The 19,546-nt window shown below is 62.1% G+C and carries 17 protein-coding genes and 1 pseudogene; 11 read left to right on the plus strand and 7 right to left on the minus strand.

The window, feature by feature from the left end; translation table 11 throughout:
- Positions 1 to 162 precede the first annotated feature (162 nt).
- The 4 genes and pseudogenes from LAN64_01150 to LAN64_01165 all read left to right on the plus strand — a co-directional run bounded on the left by LAN64_01150 (position 163) and on the right by LAN64_01165 (position 4,449).
- Entirely contained in the window at positions 163 to 591 is a 429-nt protein-coding gene (locus tag LAN64_01150) for a hypothetical protein (protein MBZ5566435.1), read from the plus strand.
- 187 nt (positions 592 to 778) lie between these two features.
- Entirely contained in the window at positions 779 to 2,719 is a 1,941-nt protein-coding gene (gene glgB / locus LAN64_01155) for a 1,4-alpha-glucan branching protein GlgB (GenBank protein ID MBZ5566436.1), read from the plus strand.
- A 725-nt stretch (positions 2,720 to 3,444) separates the two neighbouring features.
- A pseudogene (locus LAN64_01160) lies at positions 3,445 to 3,552 on the plus strand (hypothetical protein).
- A gap of 30 nt (positions 3,553 to 3,582) precedes the next feature.
- Positions 3,583 to 4,449 carry a hypothetical protein gene (locus LAN64_01165; GenBank protein ID MBZ5566437.1) on the plus strand — a complete coding sequence of 289 codons (867 nt, stop codon included), beginning with the start codon at positions 3,583 to 3,585 and terminating at the stop codon, positions 4,447 to 4,449.
- 221 nt (positions 4,450 to 4,670) lie between these two features.
- Here the strand turns inward: LAN64_01165 and LAN64_01170 are convergent, their stop codons facing one another.
- Positions 4,671 to 5,855 carry an acetyl-CoA C-acetyltransferase gene (locus tag LAN64_01170; GenBank protein ID MBZ5566438.1) on the minus strand — a complete coding sequence of 395 codons (1,185 nt, stop codon included), beginning with the start codon at positions 5,853 to 5,855 and terminating at the stop codon, positions 4,671 to 4,673.
- Positions 5,856 to 5,968: 113 nt separating this feature from the next.
- On the opposite strand from LAN64_01170, the gene rlmB reads away from it, so the two are divergent.
- From rlmB to LAN64_01185, 3 genes are all read left to right on the plus strand, one after another.
- Positions 5,969 to 6,742, plus strand: coding sequence for a 23S rRNA (guanosine(2251)-2'-O)-methyltransferase RlmB (rlmB, locus tag LAN64_01175; GenBank protein ID MBZ5566439.1), 774 nt, complete (start codon positions 5,969 to 5,971; stop codon positions 6,740 to 6,742).
- A complete protein-coding gene (locus LAN64_01180) occupies positions 6,739 to 8,493 on the plus strand; it encodes a hypothetical protein (GenBank protein ID MBZ5566440.1) in 1,755 nt (584 codons plus the stop codon). The genes rlmB and LAN64_01180 overlap by 4 nt, the downstream gene beginning before the upstream one ends.
- Before the next feature lie 184 nt (positions 8,494 to 8,677).
- A complete protein-coding gene (locus LAN64_01185; protein MBZ5566441.1) occupies positions 8,678 to 10,090 on the plus strand; it encodes an MBL fold metallo-hydrolase in 1,413 nt (470 codons plus the stop codon).
- 27 nt (positions 10,091 to 10,117) lie between these two features.
- Here the strand turns inward: LAN64_01185 and LAN64_01190 are convergent, their stop codons facing one another.
- Together LAN64_01190 and trpD are read right to left on the minus strand one after the other, a co-directional pair.
- Complete coding sequence (locus LAN64_01190) at positions 10,118 to 11,023, minus strand: hypothetical protein (protein MBZ5566442.1); 906 nt, start codon at positions 11,021 to 11,023, stop codon at positions 10,118 to 10,120.
- A 132-nt stretch (positions 11,024 to 11,155) separates the two neighbouring features.
- A complete protein-coding gene (trpD, locus tag LAN64_01195) occupies positions 11,156 to 12,211 on the minus strand; it encodes an anthranilate phosphoribosyltransferase (GenBank protein ID MBZ5566443.1) in 1,056 nt (351 codons plus the stop codon).
- Positions 12,212 to 12,335: 124 nt separating this feature from the next.
- On the opposite strand from trpD, the gene LAN64_01200 reads away from it, so the two are divergent.
- Entirely contained in the window at positions 12,336 to 12,857 is a 522-nt protein-coding gene (locus LAN64_01200; protein MBZ5566444.1) for a hypothetical protein, read from the plus strand.
- 137 nt (positions 12,858 to 12,994) lie between these two features.
- Here LAN64_01200 and LAN64_01205 read toward each other — a convergent pair whose 3' ends face one another.
- Entirely contained in the window at positions 12,995 to 14,728 is a 1,734-nt protein-coding gene (locus LAN64_01205) for a hypothetical protein (GenBank protein MBZ5566445.1), read from the minus strand.
- 199 nt (positions 14,729 to 14,927) lie between these two features.
- On the opposite strand from LAN64_01205, the gene sucC reads away from it, so the two are divergent.
- From sucC to ndk, 3 genes are all read left to right on the plus strand, one after another.
- Positions 14,928 to 16,103 (plus strand): ADP-forming succinate--CoA ligase subunit beta, encoded by a 1,176-nt coding sequence (sucC, locus tag LAN64_01210; GenBank protein MBZ5566446.1) that lies wholly within the window; start codon positions 14,928 to 14,930, stop codon positions 16,101 to 16,103.
- A gap of 23 nt (positions 16,104 to 16,126) precedes the next feature.
- Complete coding sequence (sucD, locus tag LAN64_01215) at positions 16,127 to 17,011, plus strand: succinate--CoA ligase subunit alpha (protein MBZ5566447.1); 885 nt, start codon at positions 16,127 to 16,129, stop codon at positions 17,009 to 17,011.
- 107 nt (positions 17,012 to 17,118) lie between these two features.
- Complete coding sequence (ndk, locus tag LAN64_01220; protein MBZ5566448.1) at positions 17,119 to 17,544, plus strand: nucleoside-diphosphate kinase; 426 nt, start codon at positions 17,119 to 17,121, stop codon at positions 17,542 to 17,544.
- Positions 17,545 to 17,641: 97 nt separating this feature from the next.
- Here ndk and LAN64_01225 read toward each other — a convergent pair whose 3' ends face one another.
- The 3 genes from LAN64_01225 to LAN64_01235 are packed head-to-tail and all read right to left on the minus strand — an operon-like array spanning position 17,642 to position 19,481.
- Positions 17,642 to 18,643 (minus strand): hypothetical protein, encoded by a 1,002-nt coding sequence (locus tag LAN64_01225; protein MBZ5566449.1) that lies wholly within the window; start codon positions 18,641 to 18,643, stop codon positions 17,642 to 17,644.
- Between the two features lie 60 nt (positions 18,644 to 18,703).
- A complete protein-coding gene (locus LAN64_01230) occupies positions 18,704 to 19,174 on the minus strand; it encodes a VOC family protein (protein ID MBZ5566450.1) in 471 nt (156 codons plus the stop codon).
- A 19-nt stretch (positions 19,175 to 19,193) separates the two neighbouring features.
- Positions 19,194 to 19,481, minus strand: coding sequence for an antibiotic biosynthesis monooxygenase (locus tag LAN64_01235; GenBank protein MBZ5566451.1), 288 nt, complete (start codon positions 19,479 to 19,481; stop codon positions 19,194 to 19,196).
- Between the last annotated feature and the right edge of the window lie 65 nt (positions 19,482 to 19,546).

Below are 19,546 nucleotides of genomic sequence, written 5' to 3' on the forward strand. Positions count from 1 at the left end.
GCGTCACCACCGCGCAGCAAGCCGGCCGGCACCCTTTTCGACACGGGCAAGGCTGGTGTGACGCAACTCACAGCACCGCCAGGCAGTCAGGCGTAGGCTATTTCTAGGTAGCTCCGAGCGATGGTTGGTGGCCGCTGGCGCGGTCACGGGAAGGAGCGAACCATGTTGGTCCGGAAAGCAGTGGCGCTGGCGTGCTTGGCCGCCATGATGGTCCTGGCGCCGTTCGTCTTGGCGCAGAAGACCGCTGAGGCGGGCCCCAAGTACGACGTGGCGAAAGAGGTCACGATCAAGGGGACGGTAGAAGAGATCACGGAAGTCCCCAATCCCAAGGGACAGATCGGCATTTACCTGACTGTCAAAACTGCGGGCGCGGAGATGGAAGTCCGCCTCTGCCCGAACAGCTTTCTCAAGGAATTCGAGGTTGTCTTCCACAAGGGCGATCAGGTGATCATCACCGGTTCCAAGGTGCGGGTGAACGAGAAGGATGCGATCCTGGCGCGCGAAATCGAGCTTGGCAACAACAAGATCGTGCTGCGCGACAAGCAGGGCGTGCCCGTCTGGACGTGGCTGACCAAGGGCGGCAGCCACTAGCGAGCGCCAACCACCAAGCGCCTCAGCAACCTACTCTTCGGCTGCGTGGGAGGGTGAACACGCTCCCTCTTGCAAGTCTTTGCTGCGGCCATTTCAATCCCGGTGTACCTTCCGGATAACGGTCGCTGACAACTGGCAACTGGCTCTTTGTGCTCTAATTGGGGGATGTTGGAAAATCGAGGCCTCCATGAGCTCCCCTAAACTGGATACTCAGACCTCCGCGGTCAGCTACGACTTCTCTCTGCTGAGCGACTACGACCTTCACCTGTTTAACGAGGGGGCGCACAACCGTCTCTACGAACACCTGGGCGCGCACCTGGCGGAGTGGGAAGGGAAACGCGGCGTGTACTTTGCGGTGTGGGCGCCGGACGCGGAAGAGGTCAACGTCTTCGGCGAGTTCAACGCTTGGAATAAGTACACGCACAAACTGCGGTCGCGCGGGCCCTCCGGCATCTGGGAGGGATTCATACCCGGCCTCGGCGACGGTGCCCACTACAAGTACTACATCGTCTCGCGCTACCTGGGATATCGCGTGGACAAGGCTGATCCCTACGCATTCTTCAACCAGGTGCCGCCGCTCACTGCCTCCATCGTGCGCGACCTCGGCTACGAATGGGGCGACCAGCAATGGATGCGGACGCGCCACGCACGCCACTCCATGCAGGCGCCGATGTCAGTCTACGAAATGCACATCGGTTCGTGGATGCGGGTGAGGGAGGAGGACAACCGCTCGCTGAGCTACCGCGAGCTTGCGCCCAAGCTGGCCGAGTACGTCAAGCGCGCCGGCTTTAGCCACGTCGAATTCATGCCGGTGATGGAACATCCATTCTTTGGCTCGTGGGGATACCAGGTAACCGGGTTTTTCGCGCCCAGCAGCCGCTACGGAACGCCCCAGGATTTCATGTTCTTGGTCGATCACCTGCACCAGAACGGTATCGGAGTGATTCTGGACTGGGTGCCTTCGCACTTTCCTTCCGACGAGCACGGACTCGCCTACTTCGACGGCACGCACCTGTACGAGCACGCCGACATGCGGCAAGGCTTTCATCCCGACTGGAAGAGCTACATCTTCAACTACGGGCGCAACGAGGTGCGCAGCTTCCTGTTGTCCAGCGCGATCTTCTGGCTCGATCGGTATCACGCCGATGGGCTGCGGGTGGACGCGGTGGCTTCCATGCTGTACCTGGATTACTCGCGCCAGGAAGGCGAGTGGATTCCCAACCGCTACGGCGGCCGCGAGAACCTGGACGCCATCAGCTTCCTGCAGCGCCTGAACCAGGATGTCTACCAGGAATTTCCCTCGGTGCAGATGATCGCCGAGGAATCCACCGCCTGGCCAATGGTGTCGAAACCAACCTACCTGGGCGGACTCGGATTCGGCCTCAAGTGGGACATGGGCTGGATGCACGACACCCTGGTCTACATGAGCAAGGACCCCATCCACCGGCGCTTTCACCATCACGTGCTGACCTTCCGCGGCCTCTACGCCTTCACCGAAAATTTCCTGCTGCCCCTGTCGCATGACGAGGTGGTGCACGGCAAGGGCTCGCTGCTGGGCAAGATGCCCGGCGACCTGTGGCAGAAGTATGCCAACCTGCGCCTGCTGTTCGGTTACATGTGGGCGCAGAGCGGCAAAAAATTGCTGTTTATGGGCGGCGAATTCGGACAGTGGCCGGAGTGGAACCACGACGCCAGCGTGGAATGGGACGTACTCCAATATCCCGATCATGCCGGCGTGTTGAAGTGGGTCGAGGACCTGAACCGCACCTTGCGCGCCGAGCCGGCGCTGCACCTGCTCGACACCGATCCGCGCGGCTTCGAATGGGTGGATGCCAACGACGGCGACAACAGCGCGCTTACTTTCCTGCGCAAGACCGAAAATCCCGACGACACCATCCTGGTGGCGCTGAACTTTACTCCCGTGCCACGCGAGAACTATCGCGTCGGGGTGCCGCAGTGCGGATATTGGCGCGAGTTGCTCAACAGCGACGGCGAGATCTATGGCGGGTCCGATATGGGCAACGGCGGCGGCTGCAACTCCGAGCCTATCCCCTGGCACAACCAGTCCTGCTCGGTCGATCTCATCCTGCCGCCGCTGGCAGCGCTCTACCTGAAGCGGCAGCGTTGATGCATATCGGAACACCCCGCGCTGGAGCGCGCTCGCCCTCGAGCGCGGCAAAATGTGGTGGAAGCGCCGCTCGAAAAATGCCCTCCACGGCTGGTTTTTTCGGAGAGGGCACGGCTTCAGCCGTCCCGTTTGAGTCCAGAAATTCATCCGGCTTTAGCCGCTGAGGTGGAAGCGCCAGGCTTCAGCCCGGCGAATAGTGCCACCAAACAGTAGGGGCTTCAGTGTCTGCGTGAGCACTCACTTTCTAGAAGCGCAGTGGACCAAATACACCCATAATCCAGCCGCGGAGCCGCGGAATTCGTTAACCCTGCGGGCAGCGCTGGGGAAAGTGGAACGGAATTATCGAGCGCCAGCGGCGCGGCACACTTCTCACGCACACACTTTCGTTCTGCGTGAGAACTAGTTCTTGCCTGATTGCCGGTGTACGTAACCGCCACATCGCAGCCCCAGCGGGGCGATTGACGATAGCCCGCCACTTCAGTGGCGGGGCGTATTGGGAAAGCTATCCCAGTGCCGTAGGCCCGATTGAAGTTCTCCCCCACTTCAGGCCGTCCGTAAATGCCGCATCGCCAGGTTGCTGAAAAACGGCGTCCACGGCCTGTTTCGGAGGGGCGCGCCTTTCGCCGCGCCGTTGAGGCGCGGGATTTTATCCGAAATCGGAACGCAACCCGCCGCGTCGTGCCGCGCTCCTCGAATAATTCCGCTCCCACTACCACGCCCCCTCCATCTCCAAGTGGGACATCTTCCACTACATTTACGCCGTCCTCCACCACCCCGAGTACCGCTCCCGCTACGCCGCCAACCTCAAACGCGAACTCCCCCGCATCCCCTTCTTGGCTGGTGTGGCACACGCGCCCTCGCGTGTGCCGGCTTCAGCCCCTGTCCCTGCAAAAGCGGCCTCAGCCGCTGCGGTGGAAGCGCCCGGCTTCAGCCCGGCGAATCAGCCCGCCTCGGATTCTCCGGCTTTCGCCGCCGACGTAAACCGGGTGGAGCAGGGCTTCAGCCCTGCTGACGAGACCATCCTTGCAACATCGGCTTTAGCCGCTGGGGTCGAGTCCCGCCAAGGACACCAGAACCTAGCCCGGCACGTCAGTGCCGGGAACATCGGCATTGAACCTGCCGAGTCCCTTCAGGGACGGCAGTCCATAGCCCGGCACATCAGTGCCGGGAACAGCGCGGTTGATGGTCCCGAGTCCCGTAGGGACGACACGCTGGTAGCCCAGGGCGCCAGCCCTGGGAACCCCGCCAACATCGTTGCCGAGTCCCGTAGGGACGGCGCGACTCCCGACCTCGACACCTTCCGCCGCCTCGTCGCCGCCGGCAAAAGCCTCGCCGACCTCCACGTCCACTACGAACAACAACCCGAATACCCGCTGGAAAAACTCTGGAAACCCACCGCCAAGCTCGACTACCGCGTCACCAAAATGCGCCTCTCGAACAAAGACAAATCCACCCTCTTCTACAACGACGCCCTCACCCTGAAAGGCATTCCTCTCGAAACCTCCGACTACCGCCTCGGCAACCGCTCCGCCCTCGAATGGGTCATTGACCAGTACCAGGTCTCCACCGACAAGCGCTCCGGCATCACCAACGACCCCAACCGTGCCGACGACCGCGAATACATCCTCCGCCTCATCGGCCAGGTCATCACCGTCTCGCTCGAAACCGTCCAGATCGTCAAGTCCCTCTCCGAATTTGTTATTTCCGAAACTGCCGCGACCGGTTCTTGAGTCCGCGCCATCCATCCGGCCTGCCCGACTACCGACTACGGATTACCGACTACCGCCCGCCGCCAACCGAAAGCCTCTTCCCAAAACGGGAGTCACAAACTCACAATTTCGCCTTTTTTCGGTTGCTTATCACAGACATCTCTCCCCCAACCCACTAACGCGCGGTCAATTATCACGAATGTGCTGATTTTGAAGCAGATTTCGGGCGCTCTCGCCGGGACTTAACCTGCCACGCTCTCCAGGGCCAGCGCCATGCCCATGCCGCCGCTGACGCACAGCGTCGCGATGCCGCGCTTGGCGTTTCGTTTCAGCATCTCGTGCAGCAGCGTGACGGTAATGCGCGCGCCGGTGCAGCCGATCGGGTGGCCGAGCGCGATGGCGCCCCCGTTGACGTTGAGTCGGTCGCGGTCGAAATGGAGTTCCCGGTCGCACGCCAGCACCTGGGCGGCGAACGCTTCGTTCAATTCGATGACACTGGCATCGGCAGGCGCGACCCCGACCTTGTCGCGCAATTTGTGCAGCGCTGGCACCGGGCCGATGCCCATGTAGCGCGGGTCCACGCCCGCCGTGGTGGCGCCCATGATTCGCGCCAGCGGTTTCAGGTTGTGCTGCTTCACGAATCGCTCGGAAGCAAGCACCACGGCGGCGGCGCCATCGGTGATTCCGGAAGCGTTGGCGGCGGTGATGGTTCCGCTTTTGCCGAAGGCGGGCGGCAGCTTGGCCATCTTCTCCAGGGTGGCGCCGAGGAACAGGTGCTCGTCGCGGGTGACCACCTGAGTCCCCTTTTTGCTCTCGATAGTCACCGGCACAATCTCGTCGTTGAAGCGCCCGGCGTTGAGCGCGCGCTCGGCGCGCTGCTGCGAGCATAGCGCGTACTGATCCTGCTCCTCGCGCGTAATCTGGTACTTCTGCGCCAGAAGCTCGGCGGTCTCGCCCATCACCATCTTCGCCATCGGGCAGAAGAAGCCGTCGCGATACATGCCGTCCACCAATTCGGTGTTGCCCATGCGCAGGCCCCAACGGGCTCCGTCGAGGTAATAGGGCAGGCGCGACATGGACTCGGTGCCCCCGGCGAGCACGCACTCCAAGTTGCCGTTTCCGATCTCTTGCCACCCCAGTGCGATCGTCTTCATCCCCGAAGCACATGCCTGGTTGACGGTGTAGGCGGGGACGGTTTCCGGCACGCCGCTGCGGATGCCCACCTGGCGCGCGGGGTTGGGGCCGCATCCTGCTTGGCGCGCGTTGCCGAAGATCGTCTCGTCCACTTGCTCAGGGCTCACGCCGGCGCGTTCCAGGGCGGCCTTGGCGGCAATCACTCCCATATCGGCGGCGGTCAACGACGCCAGCGAGCCGCCGAACTTGCCGATCGGCGTGCGTACGGCAGAAAGAATGAAGACCTGATTCACCACTCCAGTCTAGCAGCAGTTCGTCATCGGTAGCTGGTAGTTGGTAGCTGGGGATCGCCGACCGTGAGCTGCCAGCTACCAGCTACGAGCTGCCGCCCTGCTAGACTCTTCCCATGGCCGTGATCTACGGCATCAACGCGGTGGGCGAGGCGCTGAAGGCACGCGGGCGAGCGTTCGAGTACGTGGCGGTGGCGCGCGAGCGGCATGATCGGCGCGTGCAGCGCATTGCCGAGGAATGTCGAGCCCACGGCGTGGCGGTGCGCTCCATGCCACGGGAGGAGTTGGACCGGATGGCGGGCGGGCCGTCACATCAAGGTGTGGTGGCGGTCACCTCGGAGAAGCAATACGTGGATGTGGACGACCTTCTGGCCGCGCGCCGCGGCCAGCACGCGTTTCTCGTCGTGCTGGACGGCGTGGAGGACCCGCATAACCTGGGCGCGATCATCCGCACCGCCGATGCCGCCGGAGTGGACGGCATTGCGATTCCCGAGCGGCGCGCGGTGGGCGTGACCGGCACGGTGGCCATGGTGTCGGCGGGAGCAAGCGAACATTTGTCCATCGCCAAAGTCACCAACATCAGCCGCACGTTGGAAGAACTGAAGCGCAAGAACGTGTGGACGGTCGGCCTCGACCAGCGCGGCGGCCAAACCTACGACCAGGTGGACTACCACATGGATTGCGCGCTGGTGCTCGGCGCCGAAGGCAAGGGCCTGCACGAACAGGTCCGCAAACACTGCGATTTTGTGGTGTCCATCCCGATGCTGGGGAAAGTGCCATCGCTCAATGTTTCGGTAGCGGCGGCGGTGGTGATGTACGAAGTGGCCCGCCAGCGGCGAACCCGGAGGTCAGCCACGGAAGCCACGGAGGAAAAAGGAAAAACGAAATGAGAGCTTTTCATTTTGTCTTTCTTTTTTTTCTTCTTGTTCTCTGTGTCCTCTGTGGCTCGGCTTTTGCCGTTGACCGCACCGCGTTCACCTTCGTTCACTACGACCTGGAAGTCCGCATTGATCCCGACGGCCACGCCATTGCCGCGCGCGGCAAAGTCCGCCTGCGCAACGACTCCAGCGCGCCACAGCGCAATCTCACGCTGCAGATTTCGTCGTCGCTCGCCTGGCGCATGATCGAACTCAACGGCAAACCGTTGGAGTATGTGTCGAGCTTGTACACCACCGACATTGACCATACCGGAGCGGTCACGGAAGCCGTGGTGACGTTGCCGGCGGCGGTTGCGCCGAAGGCAACCGTCGAGTTGGAAGTCGGCTACTCAGGCCAGATCACGCAGGACACGACGCGGCTGACGCGACTCGGCGTGCCCGCGGAGACCGCGGTGCACAGCGATTGGGACCAGGTGGCGGAGCCGATAACGGCGGTACGCGGGATCGGATACGTGGCCTGGTATCCGGTGTCCCTAGCGGCGGCGAGCGTGTCGGAGAACACCCTGTTCCCGGCGCTCGACGACTGGAAAAGATCGCAGCACGATACAAGTATGCGCGTGAATCTCTGCTGGGTCAGCGAGAGCAATCTGACGGTGGTCGCGAACGGCAGCGCGGAAGGAGTGACGCGACACGCGCTGGGCGTGGGCGAGGAGGCGGCCACCCAGACCGGATGTTCCCTCTATACATTCGCCGCCGTTGCCGTGCCTTCGTTTTCGATTGCGGAGTACACGCAGATGATACGGCCGGCGATCAATGTGTTTCACCTGCCACCGCAGGGTTCGGCGGCGCAGGAGTACGCGCTCGCCGCCGAAAAAGTGCTGCCGTTCGAGACGGAATGGTTCGGCGCGCCCAAGGTGAAGATCGCCGTCGCGCAACTGCCGAATGTCGGCGATGCGCCCTTCGAAAGCGGGCGGCTGCTGTTCACGCCGCTGGTTTTGGCGGACCGCGGCGCCATCCAACAGCGCATGATGCATCAGTTGGTGCATGCATCGCTCAGTTCGCCGAGGCCATGGATCGAGGAAGGACTGGCGCACTTCGCGCAGGCGCTGGAGCGCGAGCACGAGAGCGGGCGCGCTGCCGCCATCTCATACATGCAGACATTTCTGCTCCCTTTGTTGGCGGCGGAAGCCGCTATGGCACAGGTTTCTGGCGCACCGGCTCCGGCGTCAGAGACTGGGGCCAAACCGAACGCGCCCGGCCTGATTGCCTCCACTGACGAGGTCATGTACCGCATCAAGGCGATGTACGTCTGGTGGATGCTGCGCGACATGGTGGGCGACGCGGCGCTACAGCGGGCGCTCAAGAAATATCGGGCGGCCGAGGATAAGGACACGGCCTACATGCCGGACCTTATTCACCAGGAGGCGAAGCGGAACCTGGAGTGGTTCTTCGACGGCTGGCTGTATCGAGACCGCGGGTTGCCGGATTTCCGTGTGGACGCTGTGTTCCCGCGTGCGACGCTCAACACCACTTACGTGGTCACCGTGACGGTCGCCAATGATGGAGATGCCGCGGCCGAAGTGCTTGTTATCGTGCACGCCGAAGGCGGTCAGCACCAGAAGAAATTGCTGGTGAAAGGGAAGAGCAAGGCGGTGGAGCGCATCGAGGTGCCGACCACGCCCACGGAAGCGGTGGTCAATGACGGCAGCGTGCCGGAGTCGAATCGGAACAACAACTCGATGGCGATCACGCCGCCGAAATAGCCATAGGCAATTAGCCATTAGCGATTAGCCGAGCCGCTATCGGATACATCCATACTAGGAGTCTGACATTCAGCAGCTAATTGCTAATTGCTAATTGCTAATTGCTAATTGCGAATTGCTAACTGCTAATTGCCAATTGCTTCGGCTAAAATCACGAATCCTTGGGAGGCTCTCCTTGGCCTACATCCAGTTTCTCGGTGCGGCGGGCGTGGTGACCGGCTCCAAGCACCTGATCAACACCTCCAACTACGGGAGCGGCGGTGACGGCATTCAAGTGCTGATTGATTGCGGGCTGTTCCAGGGTCAGAAGGAATGGCGCGAGCGCAACTGGCAGGACCCGCCCATCCCGGTGCGCGACGTTGATGCCGTGATTCTCACCCATGCCCACCTCGACCATTCCGGCTGGATTCCGCGGCTGGTGAAGCTGGGCTTCAAGGGCCCGATTTACGCCACGCCGGCAACCATCGACTTGTGCGCCATCCTCCTCCCGGATTCCGGACACCTCCAGGAAGAGGACGCGGCCTTCCACAACAAGCGCAAATCCTCGAAGCACTCGCCCGCCTTGCCGCTGTACACCGCGGAAGAGGCGGAGGAGTGCAGCAAGTATTTCCGCCCGGTGGAGTTCGGTCAGACGCAACAATTGCGGCCGGCTTTCGGGTTCCGCTTCGTGCGTGCGGCGCACATTGTTGGCTCGTCGATGGTTGAGGTCACGCTCGGCTCGCAGCGGCTGCTGTTTACCGGCGACATCGGACGCGTGCGCGATTCGCAAATCGCCCCTGGACGCGTGCTGCACTCCGGCCCGATCGAAGGTGAAATGGCCGACCTGGTAGTGATGGAATCCACCTACGGCAACCGACTGCATCCCCCGACCGATCCCCGCCCCGAGCTGGCGCGCCTGGTGTGCGACACGGTGAAGCGCGGCGGTTGCGTGATTGTGCCCGCATTCGCCGTCGAGCGCACCCAGAAGCTGCTGTTCATGCTCAAGGAGCTGATCGAGTCGGGCCAGGTTCCGCGCGTGCCGGTGCACGCCGATAGCCCGATGGCCATCCAGGCGGTCAATGTTTTCCTTAAGCACAGTGAGGAGTTCAGCGACGAAACCAGGCAGCTCATCGCGCGCTACGGCTCGCCGCTCACCTGGGACGGGTTTTACTTCGACACCACGCCCGCGGACTCGAAGAAGATCAACGACAGCCGTTACCCGATGATCATCGTGTCGTCGAGCGGCATGTGCACCGGCGGGCGCATCTTGCATCATCTTTTGCAGCGCCTTCCCGACCCGCGCAACCTCGTGCTGTTTATCGGCTTCCAGTCGCCGGGCACACGCGGTTTCACCATCAAGAACGGCGCCAGGGAAGCGAAGATGTACGGTGAAATTGTTCCCGTGCGCGCGCAGGTGGAGGCGCTGGAACAGTTCAGCGACCATGCCGATACGCCCGAGTTGCTCGAGTGGCTGCACACGTTCAAGAACGTGCCGTCGCAGACTTACCTGGTGCACGGCGAGCCGGCTGCGGCAGCCGCGCTGCGCGCGTCCATGACGCAGGAATTGGGCTGGCACGTGGACATCGCCCAGTACATGCAAAAGGTGCCGGTTGCTTGATCTATGGCGGCGCCCGAAGCCACCCAATCAGTCAGCCGTCGCCTCCGAAAGGCGCTCCCGCGCATTGTCAACCTCCGCCGCGACGGGCTCGCTACCGCGGACGATCATCTGCACAAAGATCACGGCCATGGGAACAATGATGGCAAACATCGTATTCCATTGTCGTGATTCATCCAGCCTGCCATACAGCACGGTGCCCACGAATAATGCGGCGAATTGTACCAGCAGCGCAATCTTCAGGAAGCGCGGAGCATAGCGGTAGGACAGGGCGGCTGCTGCCACTGGCAGCACCAGTTTCAAGCCGGCAAACACCAGGTTCTTGAACCCGTAGGTCGCGATGGGACGAAGGTTCTGCGCCAGGCCCACTGCCACCACTTTGTCGCCCGGCAGGAAGAATTCGACGGCCAGACGATATAGGACAAAGATTGCGATCTGAATTGCGCCGATGACGATCGCCTTTTTTCGCTCGCCCTCCAGCCAGAGGCAAACCACCGCCACGCCGGTTACCATCGATAGGACTTCGTGGTTCCAGAGGCCGAGGCTGTACACCAGAATGTAAGGCACAAAGCGCCGCCGGAAGAGCAGCATCAGGCAGGCGGCATAGAAACCAACCACGCTGATGTCGTGGAAGTTGTGGTAAATCATTACTGGAACAAACATCAAGCCGAGAAGCAGGTGCGAAAGCCACTCCCATTCCTCGCTGGCGAAATTGCGCACCCAGGCGCGCATGACCAGGAACGTGAAGATGGTCGCTACCACCTGCGACATTTCGAAATAGCGCCGCGCCGACAGTCCCGGGATCGCCAGTTTGAATAGCCATGCGACACCGATGAACAGCAGGCGATGACCAAACGCCCCAGTCGAGCCCGGGTGATTCATTGCCTTGTCAATCGAAAAAAACAGTCCCTCATGGTTGTAATAAACAGCCGACATGGTCAAGAACATCCCGGTGAAGAGGGCGACCAGGTTCCACAAGCGGAGGTTGGTTCTTGAAGAGAGACGAGACTGTGCCAACGACATGTTGGCGAAATATATCACAACGCCAAAGCGGCAAGAATTGCGCCGCTATCTGCTGGGCCGCGTCGTGAATTCAATCAGCGCCTTCAACTTGGCGCGGGCGGCGCCGGAATCCAGCGATTCAGCGGCTAACGGAATGCCGTGGTGGATGCTTTCCGCGCGCCCGGCAGCAACCAGCGCGGCGGCGGCGTTGAGCAGCACGACATCGCGCCGCGCCGACTTCTTCCCGGCGAGAATCTCGCGAATGATGGCGGCGTTCTCCTGCACGTCGCCTCCGCAAATGGCTTCCAGCGGCGCGCGCTTCAACCCAAACTCTTCCGGGGTGACTTCGTATGCGCGCACCAGGCCATCGCGCATTTCGGCGACCCGCGTCGGGCCGGTGATGGTGATCTCGTCCAGGCCGTCGTCGCCGTGCACCACCAGCGCGCGTCGCAAGCCCAGCATCGCCAGCGCCGCGGCGAGCTTTTCCACCAGTTCAGCCGAATAGACGCCGACCACCTGCGCCGACGCGTTCGCCGGATTGGTCAGCGGGCCGAGCAGGTTGAAGACCGTGGGCAGACGCAACTCGCGCCGCGCCGGATGCACGTATTTCATTGCCGAGTGCATCGCCGGCGCGAACAGGAACGCGATGCCGACTTGCTCCAGGCACGCCGCGATCCGCGCCGGCGGCAGCGTGATGGTTACGCCCAGGGCTTCCACCACGTCCGCCGAGCCGCACTTGGAAGTTGCGCTGCGGTTGCCGTGCTTGGCCACGCGCACGCCCGCACCGGCAACGCACAGCGCGGTCGCGGTCGAGATATTGAAGGTGCCGCTGGCGTCGCCGCCGGTGCCGCAGGTGTCCACCAGCGCGTCGCGCTCGGTGCCGCTGGCATCGAGCAGCGAATCTTTCTCCAGTTGCAGCGGCGTGGCGGCGGCTCGGATGGCCTCGGCGAAGCCTACGATCTCATCCACCGTCTCGCCTTTCATGTGCAGCGCCACCAGCAGGGCCGCGATCTGCGCGTCGCTAGCGCCGCCGGTCAGGACCTCGCCCATGACCGCGCGCGCCTCTTGGCGCGAGAGCGACTCGCGGTGGTTGGCAATGCGGTGGATGGCGTCGAGGATCACCGAGAGGGAAATTATCACAACCCCGTGGCAATCGGGTGGCGATCGCAAAAGCCGGCCTGTCGTTTGACGCCGCCGCGGTGGCTGTTCGTTGACGATATAATCCACTTTTTTATGTGGAGGGCGTGTGCGCCGTTTGATGCTCGGGATCATATTGCTTTCATGGTGGGCCGCCGCGCAGGATCGCCCGCCAGACAGATGGGTGGACTGGCAGCCGCTCCTTGGCACGTGGGAAGGCACTGGCGGCGGGGGGTCGGGGCAGGGCAGCGGCAGTTTCACCTTCACGTCTGAACTGCAGGGCGCAGTGCTGGTGCGGCACAACTACGCGCAGTATCCCCCCACCAAGGACAGGCCGGCCTACCGCCACGACGACCTGATGGTCATTTACCCCGATGCGTTGAGCAAGAAAACGCGCGCTGATTACTGGGACAGCGAAGCGCATGTTATTCACTATTTAGTCGAGTTCGCCGAAGCCGGGCGCCGGCTGGTGATGACCAGCGACCCGTCTCAGCCCGGCCCGCGCTATCGGCTCACTTATTCAAAGATTGGCGACAATGATTTGAAACTGACCTTCGAAATCGCGCCGCCGAATGCGCCGGAGAAATTTGCCACCTACATCGAGGCGACAGCAAAAAGGACGGAGAAATAGGCGATCGCCAGGCGGCTATTGATTTCAAAAATAGGCTCTGGGCACGGCTTCAGCCGCGCCGCCGAGAGCGGCAAGCAATGCGGGCTTTAGCCCCTGAGGTCAAGTTTGTAAAACGCTCAGACCGATTTGTGAAAGCTCTAGTTCTTCTTTTCCTGCGCGGCGGGCTTCGCAGCAGGCTTGGCATCGGTTTTGAGGGTTGCCGGTTTCGAATCGGTTTTCGGCTTTGGTGGCTGAGGTGGGCCTTCATAGCGGCGCAAGCATGCTTGCAGGAGGCCGAGCCGCAGCACGGTACGGCTGGCAGGATTGTCAATCTGCTTGATGGATGCGGCGACATATTCCGGGTCCATGTCAAGCGCGGCGGGATTGAGGCCCACGAGGCGCAGTTCGTCACCCATGGCGGGGACGTGAATGCCGGGAGTTCCGGAGGGACGGGGCTTGACGCGACCGATGCCCGCCGTGGCTTCGGCCAGGACATTCGTGGTTTCGCTGGGCATGTGTTCGGCGTAGAGGTTGACCAGGGTCAGAAAGGGACGCCAGTTGTCCTGCGGGTCCCATTTTTCCAGGGCGGCGCGCGCCTGTCCGAGATACGCCAGGCCGAGTGATTCATCCTTGGCGCGAAACACCAGAGAGGCGGCACTGAGCAGCGTCTGCGGACGGTCTTCGTCGGGCGTGTGATCGAGGATACGCTGCATGGCCGGAGTGTCATGCGCCTTGTAAGCAGCTTCGAGCGCCCGAAAAGCCAGGATAGATCGCGCGTTGCCGGCTGTTTTCTTGCGTTCTTCGGGCGTGAGGCTGTCCAGGATATCAACGGCGCGAACGGGATCAGTTCCCTCGAGTTTGAGCGCAGCCCGCACTTTCATCATTGCGCGCGTGCTGGCATTGGATTCATCAGTGGCGGCACGAAGTAATTCATCGGCAGTTCCGGCGAATTTGCCGGTGAGTTCGGCATCCACAGTCCTGCCTATCATCGGGGATGCCTTCGTCTTGCACAATTCAATCGCGGCGCGCACCTGGCCGGCAACGGCGGGCGGAAATCTGGAGATGAGCCTGGCGGCGGTCAGCGAGGCGCGGCAAATGTTTTTTTGATCTTCTTCGCCTTGCGCTGGGCGCAGCATCGCTTCGGCGATGACGGTCAGCACGGCCGAACGAAGGTCGTCCGGCACCGGAATATCCATTGAAGGCTCGGTGTCCACAAAAAACGCAGATTGGGCAAGACCGTCCAGCATCGCCGGATCGTAGTCTGTGCGGGCGGCCGCGACGGCCTCTCGCAGAAATTGATTGGCACGCTCCGGGCTGGCGTCGTGCAGGTTGATGTAAGCGATGTCAATTTGATTGCCGGCGCGCAGCTTGATGAGGGACCGAGCGATTTCAAGCGCCCGGTCAGGATCTTCTTCAGCGATTTCCCTGGTAGCGGTCGCGACATCGCCCAGCAGCTTCATGCGATCGAGTGAAGACAGACGGTCCTTCTGCTTTTCAGCTTCATCGGATACCAGCTTGAGCACGCGGTCGGAAAGACCGCGGTCGAGCGGAGCGGCTATGGTGAGCAGCACGCGGGCGGCGCCCAGCCTAGCCTTGCGATCGTCATCCGATTCCTGGTTGGGCGAGAACTCGATTCCGCTGACCGCTTGTGCCAGCCAGAAGCGCGCGCGCGGCGGGTCCGACTTCCACCACAGGGCCGCCAAACGGCCCGGCAGGATGAGCTGTTCGCGGTAGGGCAGGCGGAATTCGTCGTCGCGAATGGCAGCCGTATACCCGAGGGCGCGCTGCATCCATGGGGCGCGCGGGTCGCTGGGCGGAGGAGCTTGCGCCGAAGAAGATGGAGCGAGGAGCGCGAGCAGCAAAGCCAACCTGACCAACTGTCGGGCGAGCATGGCGATCTCCCTGCATGCGAATGGGTGAACCATAGCCCGCCCCAGCGGGCCTGGGCAACAAATTTCTCGCGGTAGCGCGTCACAAGCGAATGTGATCTTGTGAACGGTGCCGTTATTCGATTTACGCGGCGCGCAGGGTTTTATACAATCACGGGCTTTGCTGTCAGTTTCGGGTCCACACTGTAAGCGGATTCATACCATGAAAATTCACGAATACCAGGCAAAAGCAATTCTGGCGCGGTATGGCGTCGCGGTGCCGCGTGGCGAGATGGCGGCGTCGCGCGAAGAAGCGGAAGAAATCGCCAAGCGCTTGATGAGCGCGGGCGCGCAGGGCGTGGTTGTCAAGGCGCAGATCCATGCTGGCGGGCGCGGCAAGGGTGGCGGCGTCAAGATCGCCAAGTCGGCGGAAGAAGCCGGCAGGCTGGCGACCAAGATGCTCGGCATGACGCTGGTCACCCACCAGACCAGTCCCGAAGGCCGCGTGGTGCGCCGGCTGCTGATCGAAGAAACGCTGCCCATCGAGCGCGAACTCTATCTCAGCATGTTGCTGGACCGCGCCGAGGCCAAGCTGCTGGTCATGGCGTCACAGGCCGGCGGCATGGAGATCGAGCAGGTCGCCGCCGAGCACCCCGAACAGATTCTGAAAGAGCACATTGAGCCGGCGGTGGGACTGACGCAATTTCAGGCGCGCAAAATCGCCTTTGGTCTCGGCCTCAAGCCGGAGATGGTCAACCAGGCGGTGGCATTCCTGAACGGCCTGTACAAGGCGTATCTCGATACCGACGCATCGCTGATCGAGATCAACCCGCTGATTACAACCAAGGACAACCGTCTGGTCGCGCTCGACGCCAAGCTCAACTTCGACGACAACGCCCTCTTTCGCCACAAGGACATTCGCGATCTGCGCGACATCACCGAGGAGGACCCGCTGGAGGTCGAGGCCAGCAAGTACGCGCTGAACTACATCAAGCTCGACGGTAACGTCGGCTGCATGGTGAACGGCGCCGGGCTGGCGATGTCCACCATGGACATAATCAAGTACGCTGGTGGCATGCCCGCGAACTTCCTCGACGTGGGAGGCGGCGCCAACGAAGAGCAGGTGACACACGCTTTCCAGATACTGCTCAGCGACAAGAACGTGCGCGCCGTGCTGATCAACATTTTCGGCGGCATCCTGCGCGTCGACACCCTCGCCAACGGCGTGGTGCAGGCGGCGCGCTTGACCAACATCCAACTGCCCATCGTGCTGCGGCTGGAAGGCACTAATGTCGAGCAGGGTAGGCAGATCCTGAAGGAAAGCGGACTGAACTTCATCCTTGCCGAAACCATGAAGGACGCGGCCGAGAAAGTAGTCGCGGCCGCAGGGCAGAGCTAACAACTAACACTCAAGAGCTAAGCATGAGCGTACTTATAAACGAAAAAACGAAAGTCCTTGTTCAGGGTCTGACCGGCAAGGAAGGAACGTTCCACGCCAAGGCTTGCGCCGAGTACGGCACCAAGATCGTCGGCGGGGTGACGCCCGGCAAGGGCGGCGCCACGCACGAAGGCTGGCCGATTTTCAACACCGTACAGGAAGCCGTGGACAAAACCGGCGCGGACGCCTCCGTCATCTTCGTACCGCCGGCCTTTGCGGCCGACGCCATCATGGAAGCCGCCGATGCCGAGATCGATGTGATCGTCTGCATCACCGAGGGCGTACCCACGCTCGACATGGTCCGCGTGTGGGAATTCCTGCAGACGCGGCGCTCGCGCCTGATCGGGCCCAACTGCCCGGGTATCATATCGCCCGGCAAGTGCAAGATCGGGATCATGCCGGGGCACATCCATCGCGAGGGGCCGGTCGGCATCGTGTCACGCTCCGGAACGCTGACCTACGAGGCAGTCTACCAACTCACGCAGCGCGGCGTCGGGCAGTCGACCGCCATCGGCATCGGCGGCGACCCCATTATCGGCACCAATTTCGTGGACGCGCTCGAACTGTTCAACCACGACCCGCAGACCGAGGCGATCGTCATCATCGGCGAAATCGGCGGCAATGCCGAAGAGACGGCGGCGGAGTACATCCAGAACCACGTGAAAAAGCCGGTGGTCTCCTTCATCGCCGGGCAGACCGCGCCGCCGGGACGTCGCATGGGCCACGCCGGCGCCATCATCTCGGGCGGACACGGCACGGCGGCGGAAAAAATTCGCGCCTTGGAAGCCGCCGGCATCAAGGTTGCCAAGTCGCCGGCCGACATCGGCGACACCGTGATGTCGGTGATTGGTGCCACGGCGCGGGCGTAGTGGCAAGTTGCGAGTTCCGAGGTGCGCGTCGCGAATCCCGAGTTGCGGACGACCCGCATGGTTGCGGTTCGCCTCGGCTACCAGCTAACTACTAACTGCTGAGAGAAATGAAGACACTGCAACGTACTCTTGCCATCGTGAAGCCGGATGCGGTCGCCAAGAACGCCACCGGCGACATTCTCGCCACCATCGAGGCCAGCGGCTTCCGCATCCTTGGGATGAAGATGCTGCACATCTCCAAGGATGAAGCGAAGGGTTTCTACGCCGTGCATGCGGGCAAGCCGTTCTTTGACTCGCTGACCGACTTCATGTCGAGCGGAATGGTCGTGGTGCTGGCCTTGGAGAAAGACGACGCGATCAAAGCCTGGCGCGACTTGATGGGGCCGACCAATCCGGCGAACGCGGCCGAAGGCACCATCCGCAAGAAGTGGGGATCGAGCATCGAGCGCAATGCCACCCACGGCTCCGATGCCGAGGACACCGCGCGCTTCGAGCTGTCGTATTTCTTTGCCGGATACCAGTTGGCTCATTAGGAGCGGTAGCTCTCAGGCAGTTAGCCAAACTGGCCTTCCGCGGTTGGTCACCCGACCAGCGAGTTACGGTCGCAGGCTTCGCGTGCTCCGATTTCAATCACTCTGTTGCTGCCACCTGCTGGAAAGGGTTGCGCAGAAGCTCAGGGTCGGCATTCGGGGCGATCTGCCGAAGTTTGGTGTAGAGCTGCTTCGCCTCCGCACTGTTGCCGGCCGCTTCCGCCGACCGCGCCGCTCCCAGCAGGCTGTTGAAGCGGTTCGGCGAGGTCTGCAGCGAAGCCTTGTATTCCGCGAGCGCCTCGCTAGGACGATGCAACTCCGCCAGCAGGTCGGCCAACTGCTCGCGCGCCGGCAGCACCGGACCCGGCGTTACCGGGTGCTTGTCGGTTCGGTCCTCCAGATCCGCTGAGGAGCGCAGCAAGCGCAGCCCTTCGTCCTTCTGCCCGGCAGCGAACGCCGTCCAGCCGGCGGCTTCCAGCCGCATGATTTCGAGCGTATCCGCGCCGTCCTGCTTTTTCGACTGAAGCAGCGCGTCACGTAACGATTCCAGCTTCGCGATGTTGGCCCGCGCGCCCTCCAGGTCGCCACTGCGCGCTGCGCCTACGGCTCGCGCCCAGTAGGTGATCCCGTTGGCCACTTCGGTCCAGTAAGATCCTCCTGTGAAGTTCGGCTCCGGCAGCGCACGCGCCTCCGCCCAGTGCCGGGTTTCGATGGTGCACCGCGCCGGGATCGCCGCCGCAGCGTAGGTTGCGCTGAAGATCTTCCAATCGGCTTGCGTGTTTTTTAGTTCGTTCCAGATCTTCCTGGCTTCCGCCTGCTCGCCTCTTTGCAGGTAGGCGTACACCAGGTAATCCATGGCGTGCAGTTGCTCGGCAACGGCAGCCGCCGAGCCTGTCCTGGCCGCGTTGGCGCGTCCCGCCGCCGCGGACGCAACATTGGACGAAATCGCGTCCGGCCACACTCCCACCCGAACAAAAATGTGCGACGGCATGTGCAGCGCGTGGGGCGCCTCCGGCGCTACCTTGGCGTACCTGCGGGCCGCATCCAAACCCTGCTCCGCCAGGCCGGGATAGTCGTAGGTGTGGATAATGTAATGTGGCAACCCAGGATCATCCGCGGCCGAATATGCTGATAGCTGAGACTCCATAGGCGAAGCTGAAACCTACTTCCCCATTTGCGCGAACATCGATTTTGCGCGCTGCTCGATTTCGGCCGGCGTGAGGTCCTCAATGTGCGTGGCCAGCGCCCAGACGTGGCCAAAGGGATCCGCGACCTGTCCGTAGCGGTCGCCCCAGAACTGGTTCGACAGCGGAAACACGACCTTCGCTCCCGCCTCGGTCGCCTTTTTCCAGGTGGCGTCCACATCCGTGACGTAAAGGGTAAGCACCACCGGGCTGCCGCCCAGCGATTGCGGCGAGCGGCAACTGCCCTGAGGGAATTCATCCGCCATCATCAGGTGCGAATCGCCAATCTTCAAGTGCGCGTGCATGACTTTCCCGTCCGGCATGGTGCTGACCGGTCCAATCTGCTCCGCGCCGAAAACTCTCTTGTAGAACTCCACTGCCTTCGCCGCCCCGTTTACGATGATGTGCGGCGTAATGCTGTGCATTCCACACGGAATAGGGTCTGCCATTTGCCATCCTCCATACTTGTCAATCTACCGGCTGGTAAAGTTCGCGGGTAACGTTCTCCAGGAGCTTTTCCAGGCCATTGGTGATGTAGTCGCGGTAGTAGGCTGACGCGCGGTGCAGGTCGAGGGCCTCCGCACTATCGTAGTGCTCATAAAAGAAATAACGCCGCGGATCTCTCGATGACTGGTGGCCGACGTACATGCGGCAGCCCGGCTCGCGCCGCGAGTGTTCCTGCATCTTATGGATAAAGTGGCGAGCCTGGTCTTCCGTACCCGGCTTGACGGTGAACTGAACGAGCAGGACGAGCATGAGCGGCTCCGGGTGAGTGATTCTAAATTCTCGCGCTTGCTTGGGCAATCGGCTGGCGTTTCTTG

The organism is Terriglobia bacterium, from assembly GCA_020073185.1.
GTDB lineage: Bacteria > Acidobacteriota > Terriglobia > Terriglobales > Acidobacteriaceae > JAIQGF01.